The following is a 21,525-nucleotide window of genomic DNA, read 5'->3' on the forward strand; positions in this document are numbered from 1 at the left end:
TCTTATAGGTCTGGTAGTGGCGCACTGGCGCGACGGGCGCCGAGCAGGCCGGTGACGATGACATACGTTAGCGCGGCGGCGGCAATCCCTACCAGCGGCGCGACCCACGGCGAATGGAACGCGGCGAGCGTACCGACCGCGTAAGCCCCCAGCCCCGGCCAGTTGAACGCCGGCAGCCGTGTGTCGGCCAGACGCGGATAGCGCCCACGCCAGCGGAAGAAAAAGTCGGCCATGATCACCCCGCCAATCGGTGGAATCACCGTGCCCAGCAGGATCAGGTACGGCACCAGCATGTCGTACATGCCCAGCAGCGCGAGCAGGGTGCCGATCACCGCGCCGGCCAGGGTCACGGTCTTGCGCCGCCCGGTGCGCAGCAGGTTGCAACCGGCGACGGCGAAGTTATAGATGGTGTTGTCCTGGGTGCTCCAGATATTCAGTAACAGCATGGCCATTGCGGCCATGGCGAAGCCTTGCAGCAACAACACTTCAACCACGTCGGGCTGCTGATAGACGATTGCGCCGTAGGCACCGATCAGCACCATCAGGCCATTGCCGATGAAAAAACCGATCAGGCTCGCCAGCACGGCAACCCGTGCCGAGCGTGAGAAACGTGTCCAGTTGGTGGCCTGCGTCGCGCCGCTGACGAAGGTGCCGAACACCAGCGTGATCGCGGTCGACCAGTCCAGAGAACCGCTCGGCACCACCGCCAGCAACCCATCGAGGCCACCGACTTTCACGGTCGCAACCCACATCGACAGCATCAGCAGCAACATCATTGCCGGCACCGCGATGTACGACAGGATCTCCAGGCCGCGATAACCAACATACGCCGTGGCGCAGAACACCAGGCCGAACAGCACCATCAGGCCCAGCACCGTGCCTTGCTCCAGCGCGAAGTATTTGCCAATCACCACGGCGGCGGTTGCAGTGCCCCAGGCGTACCAGCCGATCTGGGTAAATCCCAGGATCAGGTCACTGAGTTTGCTGCCAACCTCACCAAAACAGAAACGCCCCATCAGCACCGAATTAAGCCCGCTCTTGAAGGCGATATAACCCAGACCTGCCGCGTACAGCCCGAGCAGCAGGTTACCGACGATGATCACCGCCATCATCTCGCCAAAACTGAAGGCCACGCCGAGCTTGCCGCCGGCAAACATGGTTGCGGTGAAAAATGTGAATCCCAGTAACACCATGGCGGTCGAGGCCAGGCCTTTTCGCGCATGCATCGGGACTTCGCTGAGGGGGTAGTCGTTGCCGGGATCGTTTTGCGTCATGGGGCGTTCCTTGCTGAATAGGGGGGACGCGAAGCAGGTTGCAGTGGTCGTGCCAAATCCGGTTGGCGCGGGTTATGTATAGACGAGACACATGGATTGGCGCGAAAGCGGTGCAACCGAATGCACCCGAGCCCAAAGTGGGAGCGAGCCTGCTCGCGAAGGCGGCGAGTCAGGCGACATCTGCAATGGCTGATATTCCGCTTTCGCGAGCAGGCTCGCTCCCACCAGGAATGGGTGTTGGGTCAGAGGAATCTGAGCAATGCAGCGACGATCGCTTCCGGGGCGTCCTCCTGAACGAGGTGGCCGGCGTTGGGGATCGGGTGAAATTGTGATCCCGGGATCATCTGGTGTAACGCCCGACCCCGTTCGATGGGAATCCACTGATCGACTTCACCCCAGAGAATCTGCACCGGGCAGCGGATGCTTGGGTACAGCGGTTCGGCCTCGCGGGTGTAGCGTTCGTCCATCTGCGCGATCTGCCGATAGAACGCCGCTTGCCCCGGATCGCCGAGCCACGGTTGCACGTAGGGCGCCAGTTCAGCGTCGGGGATGTCGCGGTGAATCGCCCCGCGAATGTAGGTCGGGACGATCGCGCGCTGGATGTAGTCCGGCAGGCCGCTGAACGCCGTTTCATGCTGGCGCACATGCTGCACGAACGGCGATCCCCATGGCGTCAGCGCCACCGGATCGATCAGCGTCAGGCTGCGGTAGTCCCTGCCATTGAGCAAGTGTGTGCGCAGTGCGGTGGCGCCGCCGAAATCGTGGGCGACCACGTCTGGGCGCTGGATGTTCCAGTGATCGAGCAAATGCGCGAGAAGTTGATTCTGCACGCCGAGGGAAACGTCGGCGTCCGGTTGTGCGGAGCGTCCGTAGCCCAGCAGGTCGAAATAATGCACCCGGTGACTGGCAAAGAAATGCGGCGCGATGCGGTGCCACACATACGATGAGAACGGCGTGCCATGCACGAACACCAGCGGCGGGCCGTCACCGCGCACGGTGTAGCGTATGGGATGCCCATCGAAATCGAAGACCTGATCCAGCAGCCAGTCCGTCATCGGCCTGTCCTCTTGGCGGGGTTGAGCCAAAAAGCATAGGCATAAAAAGCAGCCGTGAAGGCTGTTCTCTATTTTCCTGACAAAACACCATTCCCTGTGTAGGAGCTGCCGCAGGCTGCGATCTTTTGATTTTGAATTTAAAAAACAAGATCAAAAGATCGCAGCCTGCGGCAGCTCCTACAAGGGGATTTGTGTTGGATCATTCGCCGCGATAGATGCAACCGCTGGTGCAGGTCTCGTGAATGCGGATCGCGCTGAGTTCCGGCAGCAGGGGCTTCATTTCATTCCAGATGAATTTGGCCAGCACTTCGCTGGTCGGGTTTTCCAGGCCAGGAATGTCGTTCAGGTAGTTGTGGTCCAGGCGCTCGTACAGCGGCTTGAAGATCGCCTTGATCTCGGAGAAATCGCGGATCCAGCCCGTGTGCGGATCGAGGTCGCCGCTCAGGTGAATCGCCACCTTGAACGAGTGGCCGTGCAGGCGTCCGCACTTGTGGCCGTCCGGGACGTGCGGCAGGCGGTGGGCGGATTCGAATGTAAACTCTTTGAAGATTTCCACAGTGATTTCGGCTCTGTTCAGGTGGCGTTCGCCGCAGCGATTCGGGCAGGCGGCGAGTTTACCAGCTTGTGTTTGGCGATGCGGGAAAACACTGACTAAAGGGTCAGCAAGCGCTCGGCGAGGCGACCGCTGGCGGTCAATTCGAGAAACTCGTCGCCCAGGCGGCGGCTTTCGTCCATCGCCGCGTGCCAGTATTTCTGCCGACTCGGCGCATCGCCCATGAAGCGCTTGAAGTCGTTACGGTCGGGCAGTTTGCCGTAGGGCAGGCGCGCCAGATAGTCCTTCGATGGGGCCACTAACAGCACGTCCTGCAAACGCTCGACCGAGGCGCGGCGCCACGGCAGGGTCTTGTCGAACCAACCCGGGATCACCCGGTCGGTGAAGTGCGGATAAAGCACGATGCCGTCGCCGCTGTAGGGCAGGTCCAGGTGATAGTCGAGCAGACCGCCATCGCGGAAGGTGCCGGCGCCGGCACCCGGCAGGTCGCGCACGCCTTCCATGACCATCGGGATCGAACCGGACGCCAGCAGCGCCTGGCGCAGGTTGCCGGCATTGAGGGCGACGAAGCGCGACGGAAAGTCATTCAACGCATTCACCGGTGGGGCGAGGCGCGGGTCGTGAACGATCAGGCGTTCGAAGTGCCGCGACAGCCGTGCGCGACCGCGCAGGTTATCGGCGATCACCGAGCCCAGCGCCAGGCCGAGGCGTCCGCGGTGATCATCGGCCAGGCGCCCGTGGCTTTTCACGACCATGATGTTCAGGCGGTAGTCGGCGTTGTTGAGGATGCTGGCGTCGCGGCCGTCGAGCAGGTCATTGAGCATGCGCTGCGAGCTCGCGCTGATCTCGGCCATGGTCACGCCTTTGTTGAAATTCTGCTCGGCGTACAACTGGCCGAGGCGGCGAATGCCTTCGGCAGCGTCCGGCAGGCAAGCGCTGGCGAAGCGCCAGGAACCGACCGAGGCACCGATCAGCGAGCGCTCACGCGGCGCGCTCGGCAGCCATTCGCCGAACAACGCCAGATCCAGCCCCTGAATCCCCAACGCCTTCGGCCCTCCGGCCGCACCGGGCAGGGTGCCGACGTCGGCGGCGTTCAGGCCTTGGGCACGAATGCGCGCCATGGCCCGAGGGCCGGCCTTGAGGGTGAGGGCGGGGAACTTGATGTGGATGGCAGTCATACCGGTCTCGATCGTTAGCAAGCGAACAATTATAAGCACATGTTACCGATCTCTGTAGGAGCTGCCGCAGGCTGCGATCTTTTGATTTTTAAAGGCAAGATCAAAAGATCGCAGCCTGCGGCAGCTCCTACAGGGGCAATGATGGCAATTCAGTTTCAGTTAAGTTCGCACCGCTAAGGTGCCCACCGTAGCTGCACATAAAAATACGGAGACATCCATGAAAACCCTGACTGCCCTGTCCATTGCCGCGATCATCGGCCTGACCGCCAACCTCGCCCATGCCCGCGATCTTGGCCCCGACGAAGCCCTGCGCCTGCGCGACGCTGGTACTATCGTCTCCTTCGAGAAGCTCAACGCCACGGCGCTGACCAGACATCCGGGGTCGACCATCACCGATACCGAGCTGGAAGAGCAGTACGGCAAGTACGTCTACCAGGTCGAAATGCGTGATCCACAAGGGCTGGAGTGGGATCTGGAATTAGACGCGGTGACTGGGCAGGTTCTCAAGGATCATCAGGATACGTAATGAAGGTTAATGTTCGCGCCACCCGCCGCACGGCGTTGGCGCTGGTTATGTGTTGCTCGACGGCCATGGCCCGCGATCTCGGTCCGGATGAAGCGCTTGATCTGCGCAAGCAGGGCGTGATCCTGCCGCTTGAGCAAGTGCTGCAGCAGGCGATGGACCGTTACCCCGGCGCAAAACTGCTGGAAGTCGAGCTGGAAGAAAAACACGACGTCTACATTTATGAAGTCGAGTTGCTGACCGTCGAAGGTGTCGCCCGGGAGTTGCACCTGAAGGCCGATACCGGCGAACTCGTGAAAGACAAGGAAGATTGACCGATGCGTTTGCTTCTGGTGGAAGACCATGTGCCGCTGGCCGACGAACTGACCGCCGGCCTGCAGCGCCAAGGCTACGCGGTGGACTGGCTGGCGGACGGGCGCGATGCGGTGTATCAGGGCAGCAGCGAGCCGTATGACCTGATCATTCTCGACCTTGGTCTGCCCGGCGTTCCCGGGCTGGAGGTGCTGGCGCAATGGCGTGCCGGTGGCCTGTCGACGCCGGTGTTGATCCTTACCGCCCGCGATTCCTGGGCCGAGCGCATCGAAGGCCTGAAGGCCGGCGCCGATGATTACCTGACCAAACCGTTTCACCCTGAAGAGCTGCACCTGCGCGTGCAGTCGTTGCTGCGCCGCTCCAAGGGCCAGGCCAACCAGCCGACGCTCAAGGCCGCCGGCCTGCATCTGGACGAAGGTCGCCAGTGCGTGATTCGTGACGGCAGCGAGATTCAGCTGACCGCCGCCGAATTCCGCCTGCTGCGTTATTTCATGCTGCACCCGGAACAGATCCTGTCGAAAACCCACCTCGCCGAGCACCTCTACGACGGCGAGACCGAGCGTGACTCCAACGTCCTCGAAGTTCACGTCAACCACCTGCGGCGCAAGCTGGGTAAAGCGGTGATCGAAACCCGTCGCGGCCAGGGTTACCTGTTCGGCGGGCAGGCTTCGTGAGGTCGATCCAGCGCCGCTTGAGCCTGGGGTTGATCAGCGTGATGGTGATCGTCGGCGTGGTGCTGGCGCAAACCAGCCTGTGGTTGTTCGAAGTCGGTTTGCAGCGTTATCTCGAGGCCGGTCTGCGCAACGACAGCGAAAGCCTGCTGGTGGCGCTGGTGCGTGGCCCGCAAGGTTTGCAACTGGATGAGCGGCACCTGTCGCCGGCCTATCAGCGACCGTTTTCCGGGCATTATTTCCGCATCGATTTTGCCGACAGCCACTGGCGCTCGCGTTCGCTGTGGGATCAGGACTTGCCGCTGCTTGACCATCCCGGCCTGCACAGCAACCTGCAACTGGGCCCGGACGGTCAGCAGTTGCTGGTGTTGCGTTCGGATTATCGGCGTTTGGGGCAGTCAATCTCCATCAGCGTCGCCCAGGATTACACCCCGGTGCGCGAGAGTTTCCAGCGCATGCGCCAGATCGGCCTCGGGCTGGGCCTGGCCGGCTTGCTGCTGATTCTGATCCTGCAACGGTTGACGGTGCGTCGCGCGCTCAAGCCGCTGGAACGCGCCCGCGAGCAGATCGCCCAGTTGCAGCAGGGCCAGCGCTCGCAACTGGACGATCAGGTGCCGGTCGAGCTCGAGCCGTTGGTGGCGCAGATCAACCATTTGCTGGCTCACACCGAAGACAGTCTGAAGCGCTCGCGCAATGCATTGGGCAATCTGGGACATGCGCTGAAGACCCCGCTGGCGGTGCTGCTGAGTCTGGCCTCGAACGAAAAACTCGACGCCCATCCGGAGCTGCGCAAGATCCTCAAGGAGCAACTGGAGCAAGTGCAACAGCGGCTCAATCGTGAACTCAATCGCGCGCGTTTATCCGGTGATGCACTGCCCGGTGCGCTGTTTGATTGTGATGCGGAACTGCCGGGGCTGCTGGCGACGTTGAACATGATCCACGGCGAGCATCTGGCGTTGAGCTACGTCGCGCCGCCGGGGCTGCAATTGCCGTGGGATCGCGAGGACTTGCTGGAGCTGCTCGGCAACCTGTTGGACAACGCCTGCAAATGGGCGGATGCCGAGGTGCGTCTGAGTGTGATCGAAAGAACTGATGGCTACGCCCTGAGCGTTGAAGATGACGGGCCGGGGATTCCCGAAGAGCAGCGTAGTCAGGTATTCAGCCGTGGCACGCGGCTCGACGAGCAGACTGACGGGCATGGTCTGGGGCTGGGGATTGTGCGCGATATTGTCGAGACGTGGGGCGGATTGCTGGTGCTGGGCGAGAGTGAGTGGGGCGGTTTGAAGGTGGTGATCGAGTTGCCCAAACGCTGATCACCCAAACACCACCAATCCCGTGTAGGAGCTGCCGCAGGCTGCGATCTTTTGATCTTGGCTTTTAAAAAATCAAAGTCAAAAGATCGCAGCCTGCGGCAGCTCCTACAGGCGAGGGTGATACAGTCAGACCCGGAACTGATCCATCAGACTCTGCTGTTGATTCGCCAGGCTGTTCAGTGACTGGCTTACCCGCGCCGACTCATTGGCCTGCCCGGACAACGATTCGGTGACGTCGCGAATGGTCGCCACGTTGTTGTTGATCTCCTCGGCCACCGCGCTCTGTTCTTCCGCCGCGCTGGCGATCTGCAGGTTCATGTCGCTGATCACCGTCACCGCATCGCCGATCTGGCGCAGTGCGGTCACCGCTTGCCCGACCTGTTCGACACTGCCCTGAGCCTGGCGATGGCTGTTGCCCATCGAACCGACCACGTCCTGGGTACCGGTCTGCAATTGCTCGATGACCTGACGGGTTTCTTCCACCGACTCTTGGGTGCGGCGGGCGAGGTTGCGCACTTCGTCGGCGACCACGGCAAAACCGCGCCCGGCTTCACCGGCACGCGCCGCTTCGATTGCCGCGTTGAGCGCCAGCAGGTTGGTCTGTTCGGCGATGGCGCGGATGGTTTCCAACACCGTACCGATCTTCTCGCTATTGGCCGCCAGCCCTTCGACCTGAACCATCGCCGCGCTCATGTCGGCGGCGAGGGTGTCGATGCTCGCGGTGGTGCGGTCGATCACGGTCAGGCCCTGACGGGTGGCGCGGTCGGCGTCTTTGGCCGCTTCTGCGGCTTGCGCAGCACTGCGCGCAACATCCTGCGCGGTGGCGCTCATTTCGTGGGACGCGGTGGCGACCTGATCGACCTGGCGGTATTGCTGCTCCATGCCGGCGCTGGTCTGAGTCGCGATGGCCGAGGACTGGTCGGCGGTGTTGCGCGCGTCCTGCACCGAGCGTTTCACTTCGGCGATGATCGGTTGCAACTTGTCGAGGAACTTGTTGAACCAGCCGGCCAATTGGCCGAGTTCATCTTTCTTGTCGTAGGCCAGACGGCGGGTCAGATCGCCTTCGCCACTGGCGATGTCCTCGAGCATATTGGCCACGCCGAGGATCGGTTTGGTCACGCTGCGCGCCATCAGCCACACCAACAGCAGGCCGATCAGTGCCGCAAGCACGCCAAGGCTCAGTTCGATCAGGGTGCCGGATTGGTTGCTCGCATCCAGTTGCTGCTTGAGTGCTTCGGCGCGGCTGACCAGCACCTTTTCCGGCACATCGAGCAACACGCCCCACGCCGGGCCGCCGGGGATCGGCTGGAACGGCGACAGCACTTTCAACTGGCCGTTGCTGTGCAGGCTGCTGACGCTGTTGCTGCTGGCGCCGAGTTGACGCAGCAGTTCGGCGCCGCTGACGGTGTCCACGGCATCCAGACGTTTGCTCAGCTTGCTGGCGTCCGGGCTGTAACCGGCGAGCAGGCCGGTGGGGCTGATGATGCTCACGGCGGTCTGGCCGTCGTAGAGTTTTTTGCTCGCGGCCTGGCTGATCGCCTGCAGGCTGTTGAGATTGATGTCCACCGACAGCGAGGCGATGACTTTGCCGTTGACCATCAGCGGAAAGACGATGCTGGTCATCAGCACGTTCTGGCCGTCGATCACATAAAAGTACGGTTCGATCACGCAGGGTTTGAGCGTGGTGCGCGGGCAGGTGAACCAGGCATTGGCCGCCTGACCGCTGGGGCCGGTGCTGGTGTCGGCCATGTCGCTTTCCGGCAGGGCCATCGAGGTGACTTTGCCCGGAGTCGGCTGCGACCAGTACAGGGCGAAGCGACCCTTGTCATTGCTGCCCAGCTCGGCCTGACCGGCGAACAGTTCATCCTTGCCATCCAAGGCGTTGGCTTCGAACACCAGCGACAGACCGAGCAGCTCCGGGTTGGCCTGCAGCGCGGACTTGACCTGACGGGTCATGTCTTCGCGCAGGTCAAAAGCATCGAGGAAGCGCTTCTCGGCCTGTTCACGCAAAAACAGCACCTGCCGCGAGAAGCCGTGGCCATATTGATAGGCATCCATGAACTGCTGGCGAATCCCGGCAGCCTGCACTTCGCCCTGCGATTCAATGCGCGCCTGGGCCGACTCGGTCAGCATCTCCATGCTCGACGCCTTCACCAGCTCGGAACTGTGCTCCATGCGGTACAGCGAAAGACCCACCAGCAGGGTCACGATGCCCGCCAGGCACAGGCCGGCGAGCAGGGTGATTTTCCATTGAATGGAAAGTTGTCTGAGCGACATGGAGACGTCCTTATTCGATAAATATCTGAGACTTTGCACTGTAACGGCCGCGTTGCGGCTTTCTTTATTGTTCAAGCGCAATATGACCGATTGCCGCATGCTGGCGATCAGACACCTGTGGTGAGGGGATTTATCCCCGATGGGGGGCGAAGCCGCCCTCACAATCGTTCAGAGAAATTGCATAGTCAGGTTTGGCGACTGCTGCGCAGCCGATCGGGGATAAATCCCCTCGCCACAGGGTTCTCCATTGCCCGTTACATTGATCTCCTTACCGCAGGGTTCTCCATTGCCAGTTACATTTCAGTTCAGCCGCTCGCTTTGACACCATCGCCACTCTGCGGCACAGTGCGCGCCCTTCTAATAAGACCCTCTTTGCCAATCCGCCGGTTAACCGTTGGCGGACTCATCCTGTCTGGCGGTGATATTTCATCGCAGTGTTTTTGAGGTAGTGAAATGAATGCAGTGATTGCTGCGGTCGGCATCATGCTGATCCTCAGCCTGTCCCGTGTGCACGTGGTGATCGCCCTGATCGTCGGTGCGCTGGTCGGTGGCCTGACCGGTGGTTTGGGCATCGACGCCACGCTCAAGGCGTTCAACAGCGGTCTGGGCGGCGGCGCAACCGTGGCCTTGTCCTACGCGTTGCTGGGCGCGTTCGCCGTGGCGATTGCCAAGTCCGGCCTGGCCCATGCGCTGGCCGACAAGGCGCTGGCGATGGTCGATCGGCAACACGCGACCGGGGGCGGCAGCGTCAAATGGCTGCTGATCGGCCTGCTCTGGGTGGTGGCGATTGCCTCGCAGAACATTCTGCCGATCCACATTGCGTTCATTCCGCTGCTGGTGCCGCCACTGTTATATGTGTTGACCAAGCTGCAACTCGATCGCCGGTTGATCGCCTGCGTCATGACCTTTGGCCTGATCACTCCGTACATGTTCCTGCCGGTGGGCTTCGGCAACATCTTCCTCAATGAAATCCTGCTGGCCAACGTCGCGCGCAGCGGCGTCGACATCAGTGGCATCAACGTCACCCACGCCATGGGCATTCCGGCGCTGGGCATGCTGTTCGGCCTGGCCATGGCGTTCATCAGCTACCGCAAGAAGCGCGTCTATGATCTGCAGAAAATCGAACAGGTCGAGCAAGTGGCCGTGCAGTACAACCCGCTGAGCCTGATGATCGCCGGTGTGGCGATTGCGGCGGCGTTCATTGTGCAACTGCTGTTGGACTCGATGATTATCGGGGCGCTGGTCGGTTTCCTGATCTTCTCGGTGTCCGGCATCGTCAAGTGGCGTGAGACCGATGACCTGTTCACCGAAGGCATGAAGATGATGGCGATGATCGGTTTCATCATGATTGCCGCGTCCGGGTTCGCCGAAGTGATGAAGGCCACCGGGCAGGTGCAGACCCTGGTCGAATCGTCGGCCTCGTGGATCAATCACAGCAAGGGCATCGGCGCGCTGTTGATGTTGCTGGTGGGGCTGCTGGTGACCATGGGCATCGGTTCGTCGTTCTCCACCGTGCCGATTCTGGCGGCGATTTTCGTGCCGCTGTGCGTGCAACTGGGTTTCAGTCCGCTGGCGATTGTCTGCATCGTCGGCACCGCCGGAGCCCTGGGTGACGCCGGTTCGCCCGCCTCGGACTCGACGCTGGGCCCGACCTCCGGCCTGAACATCGACGGCCAGCATCACCACATCTGGGACACCGTGGTCCCGACCTTCCTGCATTACAACCTGCCGCTGCTGGCGTTCGGTTGGGTGGCGGCGATGGTCCTCTGATTAAAAGCTGAAGATCAAAAGATCGCAGCCTTCGGCAGCTCCTACAGAGATGGGTGTAGGAGCTGCCGAAGGCTGCGATCTTTTTTTGGGTTCAACTTTTGCTCGCGCGTGCCGTTAACGCCTTTAACCACGCCAATAAAACCAAAAGAGTGAGCCCCCCAATGCGCTTGAGTCTCAAGGCCAAAGTCCTGTCCCTTGCCGTCCTGCCGGTGCTGCTCTTTGCGCTGGTCATCAGCCTGACTACGCTGTTCATCCTCCAGCAGCAGGCGCACACCGAGGTCGAGCAGACCCGCGAACGCCTGCTCGCCGACGCCAAGGCCACGCTGCAAAGTTACGTCGCCGTGGCGATGACCACGATCAAACCGCTGTACGACGCGGCCGTCCCCGGTGATAACGCGGCGCGGGCGCAGGCGATCAAGCTGTTGTCGGGCATCCGCTACGGCAAGGACGGCTACTTCTTCGGCTACGACTCCGAGACCGTGCGCCTGTTCAAGGCCAACGACCCGGAAGGCGTGGGCAAAACCTTCAAGGACAACCGCGACCCCAACGGGGTTTACGTCAATCGCGGCCTGGTGAGCGTAGCGAAGGACGGCACCCACTATCTGCAATACAGCTCGCCCCTGCCGGGCAATGCCAACGTACTGGTGCCGAAACTCGGCTACACCGAATACCTGGCGAAGTGGGACATGGCGGTGGGCACGTCGGTCAACCTCGACGGCATTGAAGCGCAAGTGGCGGTGGTCGAGGCGCAAGTGCAGGAGCGTATGCAAGGCGTGATTCTCAGCATCGTCGGCGTGGCCGTGCTGGTGCTGCTGGTGATCGCCGCAGCGGGCATGCTGTTGGCCAACACCATTTTGCGGCCGCTGAACCTGATGAAAGCCAACCTCGACGACATCGCCGCAGGCGAGGGCGATCTGACCCGCCGGCTGAACATCACCAGCCAGGATGAACTCGGCGAACTGGCCGGCTCGTTCAACCGCTTCGTCGACAAGATCCACGGCCTGGTGCGACAGATCACCGAGATGACCACGCAACTGACCGGCCTTGTGACCCAAGTGTCGGATCAGGCCCAGCGTTCCGATCAGGCGATGGAGCGTCAGCGCCATGAGACCGATCAGGTCGCCACGGCGATCAACGAAATGTCCGCCGCCGCCCAGGAAGTCGCCAAAAGCGCGCAGAACGCCGCGGTGGCCGCGCAGCAGACCGACGAGGAAGGCCAGAGCGCCAAGCGCGTGGTGGCCGGCAGCATCAAACAGATTCATGCGCTGGTGGATGACATTCGCAGCAGCGGCGTATCGCTCGACAGCCTGCAGCAGGACGTGTCGTCGATTGTCGGCGTGCTCGGAGTGATCCGCTCGATTGCCGAACAGACCAACCTGCTGGCGCTGAACGCGGCGATTGAAGCGGCGCGGGCCGGGGAGGCCGGGCGTGGCTTTGCGGTGGTGGCGGACGAAGTGCGGGCGCTGGCCAGCCGCACGCAGATCAGCACCCAGGAAATTCAGGGCATGATTGATCGTTTGCAGGCGGGCACGCAGTCGGCGGTCGAGGCGATGCGCCGCTCCAGCGAGGCGGGCGATGGCACCTCGGCGCAAGCCAATCAGGCCGGCGCGTCGCTGGATGCGATGGCCGAGCTGATTGCGACCATCAATTCGATGAACGCGCAGATCGCCAGTGCGGCGGAAGAGCAGACGGCGGTGGCCGAAGAGATCAACCGCAGCGTGCATCAGATCGCCGTGGCGGTGGACAGCGTGGCGGATGAGACCCAGTTGGGCGCGCAGACTTCGCGCAGTCTGGCGGAGCTGGGGCAGCGGTTGGGCAAGCTGGTGGGCCAGTTCCGAATTTAACGTTTACACAAACCTATGTAGGAGCTGCCGAAGGCTGCGATCTTTTGATCTTGCTTTAAAAGATCAAAGTCAAAAGATCGCAGCCTTCGGCAGCTCCTACACGGGGGGCGGTGTAAGGTTCAGGGTCTGTCCCAGTAGGGGACTTCGCCGAAACATTCGATGAAGAAGTCGATCACCGTACGCACCTTCACCGACAGTCGCCGGCTACCCGGCCACAGCACCGCAATCTGCTGCGGCTCCAGACTGTTGGACACCTGATACTCGCGCAACACCGGCACCAGCGTGCCTTCACGCACCGCTTCACCAATCAGCCACGACGGAAACATCACCAGTCCCAGGCCTTGTTCGGCGGCCTGGGTGAGGGTGTCGGCGTGGTTGCCAGTGATCGGGCCTTTGACCGAGTAAGGCGTCCAGTCGCCCTGACCTTGACGAAAGAACCAGCGCTGCTGACCGGTTGCGCCTTTGTAGGCAAGACACTGGTGCTGCGCGAGATCTTCCGGGTGTTGCGGGATGCCGTGGCGCTGCAGATAGGTCGGGCTGGCGGCGACCTGAAAACTGTGCGGTGCCAGAATCCGCGCCTGCATGCTCGAGTCGTGCAGCGGGCCGATGCGAAACAGCAGGTCGGCGCCTTCCTGCAACGGGTCGACGTAATGGTCGGTCTGCTGGATGTCGAGTTGCAGCTTCGGATAGCGCGCGCACAATTTTCCCAGCCACGGCGTCAGGTGACGCTGGCCGAACACCACCGGCGCATTGATGCGCACCAGCCCGGTGGGCTCGCTTTGCTGCTCCTGCAGCGCCTGTTCGGCTTCTTCCAGTTGCACCAGCACCAGCCGCGCATGGTGGCCGAGCATGCGCCCGGCCTCGGTCGGCGTCACGGCACGGGTGTGGCGGTAGAGCAATTGCTGGTTCAGCGCCTGCTCCATCAACTGGATCTGCCGCGAGATCGAAGAGGGCGCCACGCCCTCGCGACGGGCGACTTCAGAGAAACTGCCGTGGTCGAGTACCGCCACAAACAGCCTCAACGTCTTGAATCCCAGTTCGGTTAGCCCGTGCATGAATCTGTCCTGTTGTGCGAGTTGCGCAAAAGTGTTGTCTGGATGCTCCCATTTATCGCACAGCGGCGCCAGCCGATAATCCGCACCATCGTTTACTTGCATGGGAATTTGAATATGCAAACGCTGGATGAAGTAAGTGGGGCGGCACCGGCTACCCGGTCGGGGCTGCGCTTGTTGTTATTGCCGTTGGTCATTCTGGCCGGCATGGGCCTGTCGGTGGAGGCCGGATTGCTTGGGCCATTGGGTGAGCAAGTCGGGCATCTGTGGGCGACCTTGAGCATCTTCGGCGTGGGTTCGGCGATTCTGTTTTTGCTGCTGTTGTTCGCCGGCCCCCAGAAAGGCCCAGCGCTGACCGAGCTGCCGCGCTGGCAGTTGATCGGCGGATTTCTGGGGCCAATGTACGTGGTGGTGTTGACCCTGGCGACGCCGCATATCGGGATTGCGATGACGATGATCGCGATTCTCTCGGGGCAGGTCGGCAAGAGTGTACTGATCGACCACTTCGGCTGGTTCGGCGCGACGCGCAAGAAGGTCAATGCCGAGCGCTGGCTGGCGTTGGTGTTGATTGTGGTGGCATTGATTCTGATTGCGCGAGGTTGAAGAGATGAGTCTGGTTATTTTGTTGGCAGTGGTGGTGTTGGCTGGCGCGGTGTTGAGTGTGCAGGCGGCGATCAATGGACGCCTGGGTGAAACGGTCGGGGTGTTGCGCAGTAGTCTGCTGACGTTTGTCGTGGGGGCTGTGACCACCGGATTGTTGATTCTGTTCTTTGAGCCGGCGCAGGCGGTCAGCCTCTTGGACGTGCCGAAGTGGCAGCTCACCGGGGCGCTGTTTGGTGTGGTTTACATGATGGTCATGGTCGGTGCTGTGCCTGTCGTGGGTACGGCGGTGGCGACTGTTGCGGTGATCGTCGGGCAACTGGGGATGGGGATGTTGATCGATAATTTTGGCTGGCTGGGGAATCCGGCGATCGAGCTTTCGTCTTCTCGGGTGTTGGCGATGGTGTGTCTTGGGTTGGCTTTGGTTTTTATGTATCGGAGTAGTGTTCGGGGTTCAGATTGAGTTTTGGGTGTATATCCGTTTTTTTGGTGAAGGCTGGTTAGGGTTCCGCCCTTACGGCGGGTCACTTTTTCCAGACGCCGAAAAAGTAACCAAAAAGGCTTTACCCTGACGTTCGGCCCTCGCTTAGGCTCGGGTTCCTTCGCTGCGGGATTCATCCGGGGGCAGCGCCTACGGTTTGCTTCGCTGCACCTCCTCTCGCTGTGTTTGGCTGCGCCAAACGGTCGCTGCGCTCCCACCCCCGGATAAATCCCTCCACTCAGCCTGCCGACGGGCCTTGAGATCAAAAGCTTTACTCGAGCTAACGCTCATCGTGTTGAGTGGGGCGGCTTCGCCGCATGGGGTGTGCGCGAATAAAATTGTGGGAGCCAGCTTGCTCGCGATGGCGGCCTGACAGCCGACCAATCTCTAACGATGACACCCGATCCCACTGTGGGAGCTGGCTTGCCAGCGATGGCGGCCTGCCAGCCGACCAATCTCTAACGATGACACTCGATCTCACTGTGGGAGCTGGCTTGCCAGCGATGGCGGCCTGATAGCCAACCAAATTTCTAACTGAAAACACCCGATCCCACTGTGGGAGCTGGCTTGCCAGCGAAGGCGGCCTGATAGCCGACCAATTTCTAACTGAAAACACTCAATCCCATGTAGGAACTGCCGAAGGCTGTGATCTTTTGATCTGGCTCTGGCTCTGGCTCTGGCTCTGGCTCTGGCTCTGGCTCTTGATGTGGCTTTTGATCTTCAGCCCCTTCGGCAGGCCGAGCGGAGGTGTTCATCCGGGGGGAGGCGCGCAGCGCCATGCGGCGAAGCCGCATACATCGAGAGGAGGTGCAGCGAAGCAAACCGTAGGCGATGCCCCCGGATGGGCACCGTAGCGAGGGAACACTGAGCCTAAGCGAAGTGCCGTACGCCGGGGCAAAGCCTTTTGGGTTACCTTTTCGCTGGGCCGGCACTCCGGCGTTTGGAAAAGGTGACTCGCTGTAAGAGCGAAACCGCCAGCGGCAGCACCCGAAGAAACGGATATTCACCCAATATCGCCAGCACAAATGGATATTCATCCAATATCGCCAGCACGAACGGATATACACCCAATCCCGCAAAAAACACCAGATCAAAAGATCGCAGCCTTCGGCAGCTCCTACACTGCTATTTACGGCTTATCCCACAAGCCCAGACAACCACCCAAAAAGGAGTCTGCCCCCATGCCCGATAGAAAATGTGACTGCCCAAACTGCAAATGCACCATCAAGGAAGGCGAACACGCCTACGCCGTGCACGGCAAACACTATTGCTGCGAGGCTTGCGCGCATCACCACAAGGGCGGTGAAGAGTGCTCAAGCAAAGGCTGCCATTGCGCCCACCCCAAATAACCGCGCGCAAAAAAAAGTGGAGCCTAATCAGGCTCCACTTGCAGTTTCAGGCTTTCATCATCCAGCCGTTCGGTATGGCGAACCGTGCCTTGCAGACGCCGGCCTTCGACCCTGACCACCACGGTTTTCGCCTGGTCGAGGTCCTCCGGTAACGGCGCCGGCACGCGCAAGGCGAAGCGATAGGGGTCGTCTTCGACAGCTTCAAGACCCACCTGACAGTCCACGCTTCTGGTGATACGTCCGAAAAAGGTGTCCAGGCCATAATCCAGATGCGCCGGGCTGAAGATGCTGGTCATTGTGTACGCCCCCAAAGAGTCCCCACTGCCTGGCGAGAGTCTAGCTCGCCGGTCGCCATGTGACGTTTTCCACGCCGAATTTCTCCGCCATCGGTTTGCTGGTCTTTTGCACTTTTTCCCGGCCGAAACGCGGGATGCGACCCACGCCGGCATCACAGCTTGCCCAGTGCCACGCCTCGGCGTTGTCCATTTTGTCCGAGCGGATAATGAACGACTTGGGCGTGCCGTGAAGGGTGTAATCGATGACAAACAGTTTTGCGTTGTTCATAAAGCCCGTATTCCTCCCTGTGGTATTAGAAGGATCGCGGCGCGTCGCGAAAATTCATTCGGATTGTCCGACGGTATCTATCGTTGGCGGCGCTGTGACCGACTGGTTACCATGCGCCTTCCGCCAACCCCAATGAATACTCGCCATGGCCCTCGCCGCACCCCCCGATCTGACGGATACCGATGTGCCGGTGCAACCGCTGGCGCGTACCTATCCGCGTGGTTTGTTCATCGAGCCGCACGAGCATGTCTGGGGGCAGTTGCTGTATGCGATGAGCGGGGTGATGTGGGTCGAGACCCCGCACGAGGCGCTGGTGGTGCCGCCGCAGCGGGCGGTGTGGTTGCCGCCTGGAGTGCCCCACGGGATTCGCGTGGTGTCGGACTTGCAGATGCGAAATATCTACCTGCGCCCGGTGCTGGCGGCGACGCTGGATGCGACGGTACAGGTGATCGAGGTCGGTGGGCTGCTGCGTGAGTTGATCGTCGGTTTGGTGGAGCAGGGTGACAGCGGCGAGCCGGCTTATTACGACGCCCTGGTCGGGCTGGCGTTGCTGGAACTCAAGCGTGCCCGGCGCTCGCCATTGAAGATCCCGATGCCCGACGATTCCGATCGGCGTCTGATGAACCTGTGTCAGGCGGTGATGGCGGCGCCGTCGCTGGACATTCCATTCGAGCAGCACGCGGAAAACGCCGGAGCCAGTGTGCGCACGCTGGCGCGGCTGTTCAAGGACAGCCTCGGCATGGGCTTCGCTGAATGGCGGCGGCAGGTGCAACTGGCGACGGCGGTGGCCGAGTTGATTCAGGGCGTGCCGGTGAATGCGATCGCTCGGGAGCTGGGGTATTCGCCGAGCAGTTTCAGTGACATGTTCCGGCGTGAACTGGGGGTGGCGCCTTCGCAATTCTCCACCACCTGAACGCGACCCTGTAGGAGCTGCCGCAGGCTGCGATCTTTTGATCTTGTTTTCAAAATCAAAGTCAAAAGATCGCAGCCTGCGGCAGCTCCTACAGGGGAATGTCGGTCTTTTGGCCGAAATTCAGAAGTCCTTGGCCGACACCTCTGCCGATCCTTCCCTAGACTTTGCCCATTCCTTTCACGCGGCGGAGTTTTCCATGAACTACCTGATTTCGCTGGCCATCGGTCTGGGCGTCGGCCTGCTCTATGGCGCGCTGGATTTCCGCTCCCCGGCGCCACCGGCCATCGCGCTGGTGGGGCTGCTGGGCATGCTCGCGGGTGAGCAGCTGTGGCCGCTGGGCCGGCAACTGGTCGCCGGTTGGTTGTCCTGAATGTCCTTTTTTTCCTTTGGTGGATGTCCTCATGAAAGCACTGCAATTCGATAAAACCGGCGACCTGTCCTCCCTGCGTTTCGTCGACGTACCGACCCCGGTGCCCGGCGCTGATGACGTGCTGGTCGAAATCAAGGCCGCCGGTCTGAACCCCAGCGATGTGAAGAACGTACTCGGGCGGTTTCCCTACACCACATTGCCACGGATTCCCGGGCGCGATTTTGCCGGTGTCGTGGTCGAAGGCCCGCAGGCGTTGCTCGGTCAGGAAGTCTGGGGCACCGGGCGCGAACTGGGCTTTTTTGCCGATGGTTCGCACGCGCAATTCGTCAAATTGCCGGCCAATGGCGTGGCGCATAAACCGTCGCACTTGAGCTTCGCTCAGGCGGCCAGCCTCGGCGTGCCTTACACCACCGCTTGGGATGCGTTGGAGCGCAGCCTGGTGAGCGCTGAAACCCGTTTGCTGGTGATCGGCGGTGGTGCGGTGGCGACAGCGGCGTTGGCATTGGCCAAGGTGCGCGGCGCGCAGATCCTCGCGGCTGCGCGGCGGCCGGAGCAGGTCAAGGCGTTGCAGGCACAGGGCTATGCGACGATTCAGCTGGATAAGCCCGAAGACCTCGGCGCGCAGGTCAACGCGGTGTACGGCGGCGGCGCTGACGTGGTCTTCGATACCACCGGTTTCTGGCTGCCCGCCTCGGTGGCGGCACTGGCCGCGTTCGGCCGCATCGCGATCATCGCCGCGCCGGTCGACGGCCACGTGCAATTGCCAGCGCTGGCGTTGTACCGCAAGGGCGGCTCGGTGGTCGGGATCAACTCGCTGCTGTACGGCGTGCAAGCCTGTGCGGCGATGCTCGAACAGTTCGGACGGTTCTTCGATGAGGGGCTGTTGCCGTTGCCGTTGGGGTTGGTGGAGGTGCCGCTGGCGCAGGGAGTGCAGAGCTATGCAGAGGTGAATCATGGGAGTGGGGACAAGGTCATCCTCATCCCCTGATCTTCCAGACACCGCATAACCTGTGGGAGCTGGCTTGCCAGCGATAGCGGTAGAACAGTCGATGAAGATGTTGACTGAACTGGCGCCATCGCTGACAAGCCAGCTCCCACAGGATTCTTTGTCGGGCTCAGGATTGCGGGACGCCGTTTTCCCACGCCGACCAGTTTTTCAGAATGTCCTGCACCAGCGGATTACCCGCGCGATAGAGGTTTTCCAGCGCCGGCACGAACCCGCCCTGATCGGCGTACTTCAGCAGATTGTCCACCTCGCTACCGCCCGGCGCCGGGCGGTCGAAGTCGGAACCGGCGCGCACCACCGCCAGACGCTGCACATCCACCAGACCTTCGCGACTGGCGCGCAACAAGGCTTCATAAGTGGAGTTGTCTTCCTGTTGCGTGGTGCAGTACTCGCCCTTGTTGTCGGTCAACAATTGGGTCCAGACCTCGGCGCGTTCGCTCAGGCGCGTACCGGAGAACCAGGTGTTGCCAGCCAGCGTGTCGCAGCGCGTAACCACTGGCGGCTGATTGGCCGGGGCCGAGGGGTATTTCAGGCGCCAGGCCGCCGATTCCTTGCTTTCACTCAGCTCGACCTTGTGGCTCAGGGCGAAGGCTTTGGCCTGCAGCTTCGGGTTGAGTTCGAAGACTTCGGTCTTGTAGTCCAGCGGCGGTTTTTCGTTGGGGCCCTTGGTGTTGATGCCCAGGTAGCCGGTCGGCCAGCTCGCCGGCGCATCGCGCGAATCCAGCTCCCATTGCGTACCGAACTCCACCAGGTAATGCGCCCACGCGGCGGTGCCGAGGGTCCCGTGTTTCGGGCTGATGCCGGCGATCCCGGCGATCAGGAACCAGCTTTTGCGCAGGTCGAATTTCGGCGACAAGGCCAGTGCCAGGGTTGAAGCAGCGGCGTTGGTCTGACCCATGCCGGTGGTCAGCAGGCACACCTGTTGTGCGTTGCAGCGCACGGTCGGGTACTCGGCGGACAGGCCCGGCACGCGGATTTCCTGCTTGAGATCGAGGCGCTCGATCCAGTGCTGCGCCTCGGGGGCGAACATGGTGATCAACACCACTTTCGGCTGGATCGGCGCTTCAGCCGCCCAAGTGGTGGAAGAGAGCAGGGCCGCAGCGGCCAGGGTCAGACGCGTCATTGCTTGCATGAAAATCTCCTGAATTCAGAACTGGTAGCCGATGCCGGCGTAGTAACCCCAACCGTTGGAGCGCGCGCGGAAATTGCCGTCGCCGAAGTTCAGCTCGCTGCCATCCTCCCAGTTGCCGCCGTTGTGGAAATAACGGCCGACCAGGGTGAAGCGCAAATGGGTGAACGAGTACAGCAAGACGTTGGTCGCCACCGTGGCGTTGGCGGTGCGCGCCGGGTTGTCCTTGTGGATGTCGGAGCCGAAGTCGAAGTTGGTGAAACCGATGTAGGTCAGCGACGCGCCGTTGCTGAACTTGTCGATAGGCACGATGTACTTGAGCTGCGCGCGGTAGCCGTCCCACGAATACTCATTGCTCGCACCGTAGTTTTCCCACTGGTAGCGCCCGTACAGGTTGGCCGACAGGTTGACCCGCGAATGGGTGTCGATGTCGGTGCCGAAGCCGCTGTACAGGGTGTTGGCGCGGTTCTCTTTACGGCTGCCGTGATCGTAGATCCAGTCGAACGCCACGTACCATTCCTTGAACGGGCCGATGGCCAGGCTGCGGCCGGCGAGGTAGTCGATGGAGATGCGCGGCTCGTGCTCCATGAACACCGGTGAGCCATGGTCCCACACGCCTTTGTCGTGGCTGTTGCCGATGTTGAAGATCTTCGGAATGTCGACGTAGCCGTACAGCTCGAACGGCCCCTTGCGCCCGAAGTACTCGTATTCCAGATAAATGTCGTCGGCCGGTTGCGGGCCGAAGCTGATGTCCTTGCTGCCGATCAACGTCAGGTCCTGGTTGTACCAGTCCGACAGATAAGCGCCTTTTTTCGCCGGGGCAGCTTCCGGGCTGAGGGCTTCGCCCTGGGCCGATTCGTCGGGCAGCGCCGGTTGCGCCAATGCGCTGTGGCTGAGAACTCCGGTAACGCCGGTCAGTAGCAGGGAAACAGCAAACGTGCGCGCAAACGGGGCGCGAAGAAGGGAAGCAGCGTGCATTCAAAGTCCTTTTTTGCGGATCAAGGCCCGGGTTCTGCGGGTCTGTACGGTTTTGTTACGAAAAAGCCGATATAGGCAGGTCGCAAACGTTTGCACAACACGTACCAAGTCGCACCGTTCGCCCCTGTAGGCGCAGCGTGCCGCAGCTCCTACAGGGGGATATCGTTTAGGCAAAGTCCTGTGTTTAGGGGCCGAAACCCGCGGTTTAGACGGCCCTAGTATTAAAGTATTAACACCATTTAATCAGTGCCCCATCGCGGGGCGTCTACTAGCTTGTCACCCATAACGCGGTTTTGTGATGACCGTCGCAGTC

At 61.4% G+C, this 21,525-nt stretch carries 22 protein-coding genes and 2 pseudogenes; 13 read left to right on the forward strand and 11 right to left on the reverse strand.

The genetic code is table 11. The features are described 5' to 3' along the window. Positions 1–2: 2 nt before the first annotated feature. From codB to ACYZUM_RS06220, 4 genes are all read right to left on the reverse strand, one after another. Positions 3–1,274: a cytosine permease gene (codB, locus tag ACYZUM_RS06205; RefSeq protein ID WP_108182225.1), complete on the reverse strand. Its 1,272-nt coding sequence runs from the start codon at positions 1,272–1,274 to the stop codon at positions 3–5. A gap of 242 nt (positions 1,275–1,516) precedes the next feature. Continuing rightward, positions 1,517–2,329: an alpha/beta fold hydrolase gene (locus tag ACYZUM_RS06210; RefSeq protein ID WP_108182226.1), complete on the reverse strand. Its 813-nt coding sequence runs from the start codon at positions 2,327–2,329 to the stop codon at positions 1,517–1,519. A 199-nt stretch (positions 2,330–2,528) separates the two neighbouring features. Further along, positions 2,529–2,885: a 6-carboxytetrahydropterin synthase QueD gene (gene queD / locus ACYZUM_RS06215; protein WP_003223505.1), complete on the reverse strand. Its 357-nt coding sequence runs from the start codon at positions 2,883–2,885 to the stop codon at positions 2,529–2,531. A gap of 95 nt (positions 2,886–2,980) precedes the next feature. Continuing rightward, a complete protein-coding gene (locus ACYZUM_RS06220) occupies positions 2,981–4,060 on the reverse strand; it encodes a patatin-like phospholipase family protein (RefSeq protein WP_108182227.1) in 1,080 nt (359 codons plus the stop codon). Between the two features lie 217 nt (positions 4,061–4,277). On the opposite strand from ACYZUM_RS06220, the gene ACYZUM_RS06225 reads away from it, so the two are divergent. The 4 genes from ACYZUM_RS06225 to ACYZUM_RS06240 are packed head-to-tail and all read left to right on the forward strand — an operon-like array spanning position 4,278 to position 6,879. Next, a complete protein-coding gene (locus tag ACYZUM_RS06225) occupies positions 4,278–4,586 on the forward strand; it encodes a PepSY domain-containing protein (protein ID WP_108182228.1) in 309 nt (102 codons plus the stop codon). After that, a complete protein-coding gene (locus ACYZUM_RS06230) occupies positions 4,586–4,897 on the forward strand; it encodes a PepSY domain-containing protein (protein WP_007915591.1) in 312 nt (103 codons plus the stop codon). Before ACYZUM_RS06225 ends, ACYZUM_RS06230 begins: the two co-directional genes overlap by 1 nt. Positions 4,898–4,900: 3 nt before the next feature. Then, the gene (locus tag ACYZUM_RS06235; RefSeq protein ID WP_108182229.1) at positions 4,901–5,569 is read left to right on the forward strand and encodes a response regulator transcription factor; all 669 of its coding nucleotides are present in this window, start codon (positions 4,901–4,903) and stop codon (positions 5,567–5,569) included. Continuing rightward, positions 5,566–6,879 carry a sensor histidine kinase gene (locus ACYZUM_RS06240; protein ID WP_108182230.1) on the forward strand — a complete coding sequence of 438 codons (1,314 nt, stop codon included), beginning with the start codon at positions 5,566–5,568 and terminating at the stop codon, positions 6,877–6,879. Before ACYZUM_RS06235 ends, ACYZUM_RS06240 begins: the two co-directional genes overlap by 4 nt. 126 nt (positions 6,880–7,005) lie before the next feature. Here the strand turns inward: ACYZUM_RS06240 and ACYZUM_RS06245 are convergent, their stop codons facing one another. Further along, positions 7,006–7,761, reverse strand: coding sequence for a methyl-accepting chemotaxis protein (locus ACYZUM_RS06245; RefSeq protein ID WP_371262551.1), 756 nt, complete (start codon positions 7,759–7,761; stop codon positions 7,006–7,008). A 102-nt stretch (positions 7,762–7,863) separates the two neighbouring features. After that, positions 7,864–9,255: pseudogene (locus ACYZUM_RS06250) on the reverse strand (methyl-accepting chemotaxis protein); the annotation flags it as partial. Between the two features lie 354 nt (positions 9,256–9,609). On the opposite strand from ACYZUM_RS06250, the gene ACYZUM_RS06255 reads away from it, so the two are divergent. From ACYZUM_RS06255 to ACYZUM_RS06265, 3 genes and pseudogenes are all read left to right on the forward strand, one after another. Continuing rightward, on the forward strand, positions 9,610–10,926 hold the full coding sequence (locus tag ACYZUM_RS06255; protein ID WP_041070854.1) for a Na+/H+ antiporter family protein: 1,317 nt from the start codon (positions 9,610–9,612) through the stop codon (positions 10,924–10,926). 161 nt (positions 10,927–11,087) lie between these two features. Further along, positions 11,088–11,912 (forward strand): annotated as a pseudogene (locus ACYZUM_RS06260) (cache domain-containing protein); the annotation flags it as partial. A gap of 102 nt (positions 11,913–12,014) precedes the next feature. Beyond that, a complete protein-coding gene (locus ACYZUM_RS06265) occupies positions 12,015–12,770 on the forward strand; it encodes a methyl-accepting chemotaxis protein (protein ID WP_371260415.1) in 756 nt (251 codons plus the stop codon). Between the two features lie 119 nt (positions 12,771–12,889). On the opposite strand, the gene ACYZUM_RS06270 is transcribed toward ACYZUM_RS06265, so the two are convergent. Then, the gene (locus ACYZUM_RS06270) at positions 12,890–13,825 is read right to left on the reverse strand and encodes a LysR family transcriptional regulator (protein ID WP_108182233.1); all 936 of its coding nucleotides are present in this window, start codon (positions 13,823–13,825) and stop codon (positions 12,890–12,892) included. A gap of 114 nt (positions 13,826–13,939) precedes the next feature. Here ACYZUM_RS06270 and ACYZUM_RS06275 point away from each other — a divergent pair, with 114 nt between their 5' ends. From ACYZUM_RS06275 to ACYZUM_RS06285, 3 genes are all read left to right on the forward strand, one after another. Continuing rightward, positions 13,940–14,425: a DMT family transporter gene (locus ACYZUM_RS06275; RefSeq protein WP_108182234.1), complete on the forward strand. Its 486-nt coding sequence runs from the start codon at positions 13,940–13,942 to the stop codon at positions 14,423–14,425. Between the two features lie 4 nt (positions 14,426–14,429). Next, the gene (locus ACYZUM_RS06280) at positions 14,430–14,885 is read left to right on the forward strand and encodes a DMT family transporter (RefSeq protein ID WP_041070865.1); all 456 of its coding nucleotides are present in this window, start codon (positions 14,430–14,432) and stop codon (positions 14,883–14,885) included. A gap of 1,199 nt (positions 14,886–16,084) precedes the next feature. Further along, the gene (locus ACYZUM_RS06285; protein ID WP_080963240.1) at positions 16,085–16,252 is read left to right on the forward strand and encodes a metallothionein; all 168 of its coding nucleotides are present in this window, start codon (positions 16,085–16,087) and stop codon (positions 16,250–16,252) included. 23 nt (positions 16,253–16,275) lie between these two features. On the opposite strand, the gene ACYZUM_RS06290 is transcribed toward ACYZUM_RS06285, so the two are convergent. Further along, positions 16,276–16,548: a hypothetical protein gene (locus tag ACYZUM_RS06290; RefSeq protein ID WP_041074175.1), complete on the reverse strand. Its 273-nt coding sequence runs from the start codon at positions 16,546–16,548 to the stop codon at positions 16,276–16,278. A 40-nt stretch (positions 16,549–16,588) separates the two neighbouring features. Next, positions 16,589–16,816 (reverse strand): DUF6555 family protein, encoded by a 228-nt coding sequence (locus tag ACYZUM_RS06295; RefSeq protein WP_003223528.1) that lies wholly within the window; start codon positions 16,814–16,816, stop codon positions 16,589–16,591. Between the two features lie 145 nt (positions 16,817–16,961). Here ACYZUM_RS06295 and ACYZUM_RS06300 point away from each other — a divergent pair, with 145 nt between their 5' ends. From ACYZUM_RS06300 to ACYZUM_RS06310, 3 genes are all read left to right on the forward strand, one after another. Continuing rightward, entirely contained in the window at positions 16,962–17,729 is a 768-nt protein-coding gene (locus tag ACYZUM_RS06300) for an AraC family transcriptional regulator (RefSeq protein WP_198760098.1), read from the forward strand. A 196-nt stretch (positions 17,730–17,925) separates the two neighbouring features. After that, a complete protein-coding gene (locus ACYZUM_RS06305; protein WP_073471384.1) occupies positions 17,926–18,099 on the forward strand; it encodes a DUF1427 family protein in 174 nt (57 codons plus the stop codon). Positions 18,100–18,130: 31 nt separating this feature from the next. Then, complete coding sequence (locus ACYZUM_RS06310) at positions 18,131–19,087, forward strand: quinone oxidoreductase family protein (protein WP_108182236.1); 957 nt, start codon at positions 18,131–18,133, stop codon at positions 19,085–19,087. A gap of 127 nt (positions 19,088–19,214) precedes the next feature. Here the strand turns inward: ACYZUM_RS06310 and ACYZUM_RS06315 are convergent, their stop codons facing one another. Together ACYZUM_RS06315 and ACYZUM_RS06320 are read right to left on the reverse strand one after the other, a co-directional pair. Continuing rightward, positions 19,215–20,237 carry a purine-nucleoside phosphorylase gene (locus ACYZUM_RS06315; RefSeq protein WP_108182237.1) on the reverse strand — a complete coding sequence of 341 codons (1,023 nt, stop codon included), beginning with the start codon at positions 20,235–20,237 and terminating at the stop codon, positions 19,215–19,217. 15 nt (positions 20,238–20,252) lie between these two features. Beyond that, positions 20,253–21,212 carry a nucleoside-specific channel-forming protein Tsx gene (locus ACYZUM_RS06320; RefSeq protein WP_108182238.1) on the reverse strand — a complete coding sequence of 320 codons (960 nt, stop codon included), beginning with the start codon at positions 21,210–21,212 and terminating at the stop codon, positions 20,253–20,255. Positions 21,213–21,525 lie beyond the last annotated feature (313 nt).

Source organism: Pseudomonas sp. m6p (genome assembly GCF_055760375.1).

Excerpts from the sequence above, each read along its gene's own strand:
- ACYZUM_RS06300 (WP_198760098.1), top strand. The coding sequence starts at position 16,962 with ATGGCCCTCGCCGCACCCCCCGATCTGACGGATACCGATGTGCCGGTG.
- ACYZUM_RS06255 (WP_041070854.1), top strand. The coding sequence starts at position 9,610 with ATGAATGCAGTGATTGCTGCGGTCGGCATCATGCTGATCCTCAGCCTG.
- codB (WP_108182225.1), bottom strand. The coding sequence starts at position 1,274 with ATGACGCAAAACGATCCCGGCAACGACTACCCCCTCAGCGAAGTCCCG.
- ACYZUM_RS06305 (WP_073471384.1), top strand. The coding sequence starts at position 17,926 with ATGAACTACCTGATTTCGCTGGCCATCGGTCTGGGCGTCGGCCTGCTC.
- ACYZUM_RS06310 (WP_108182236.1), top strand. The coding sequence starts at position 18,131 with ATGAAAGCACTGCAATTCGATAAAACCGGCGACCTGTCCTCCCTGCGT.
- ACYZUM_RS06285 (WP_080963240.1), top strand. The coding sequence starts at position 16,085 with ATGCCCGATAGAAAATGTGACTGCCCAAACTGCAAATGCACCATCAAG.
- ACYZUM_RS06290 (WP_041074175.1), bottom strand. The coding sequence starts at position 16,548 with ATGACCAGCATCTTCAGCCCGGCGCATCTGGATTATGGCCTGGACACC.
- ACYZUM_RS06275 (WP_108182234.1), top strand. The coding sequence starts at position 13,940 with ATGCAAACGCTGGATGAAGTAAGTGGGGCGGCACCGGCTACCCGGTCG.
- ACYZUM_RS06295 (WP_003223528.1), bottom strand. The coding sequence starts at position 16,816 with ATGAACAACGCAAAACTGTTTGTCATCGATTACACCCTTCACGGCACG.
- ACYZUM_RS06245 (WP_371262551.1), bottom strand. The coding sequence starts at position 7,761 with ATGGAGCAGCAATACCGCCAGGTCGATCAGGTCGCCACCGCGTCCCAC.
- ACYZUM_RS06210 (WP_108182226.1), bottom strand. The coding sequence starts at position 2,329 with ATGACGGACTGGCTGCTGGATCAGGTCTTCGATTTCGATGGGCATCCC.
- ACYZUM_RS06315 (WP_108182237.1), bottom strand. The coding sequence starts at position 20,237 with ATGCAAGCAATGACGCGTCTGACCCTGGCCGCTGCGGCCCTGCTCTCT.
- ACYZUM_RS06320 (WP_108182238.1), bottom strand. The coding sequence starts at position 21,212 with ATGCACGCTGCTTCCCTTCTTCGCGCCCCGTTTGCGCGCACGTTTGCT.
- ACYZUM_RS06225 (WP_108182228.1), top strand. The coding sequence starts at position 4,278 with ATGAAAACCCTGACTGCCCTGTCCATTGCCGCGATCATCGGCCTGACC.
- ACYZUM_RS06265 (WP_371260415.1), top strand. The coding sequence starts at position 12,015 with ATGGAGCGTCAGCGCCATGAGACCGATCAGGTCGCCACGGCGATCAAC.
- ACYZUM_RS06270 (WP_108182233.1), bottom strand. The coding sequence starts at position 13,825 with ATGCACGGGCTAACCGAACTGGGATTCAAGACGTTGAGGCTGTTTGTG.
- ACYZUM_RS06220 (WP_108182227.1), bottom strand. The coding sequence starts at position 4,060 with ATGACTGCCATCCACATCAAGTTCCCCGCCCTCACCCTCAAGGCCGGC.
- ACYZUM_RS06280 (WP_041070865.1), top strand. The coding sequence starts at position 14,430 with ATGAGTCTGGTTATTTTGTTGGCAGTGGTGGTGTTGGCTGGCGCGGTG.
- ACYZUM_RS06230 (WP_007915591.1), top strand. The coding sequence starts at position 4,586 with ATGAAGGTTAATGTTCGCGCCACCCGCCGCACGGCGTTGGCGCTGGTT.
- ACYZUM_RS06235 (WP_108182229.1), top strand. The coding sequence starts at position 4,901 with ATGCGTTTGCTTCTGGTGGAAGACCATGTGCCGCTGGCCGACGAACTG.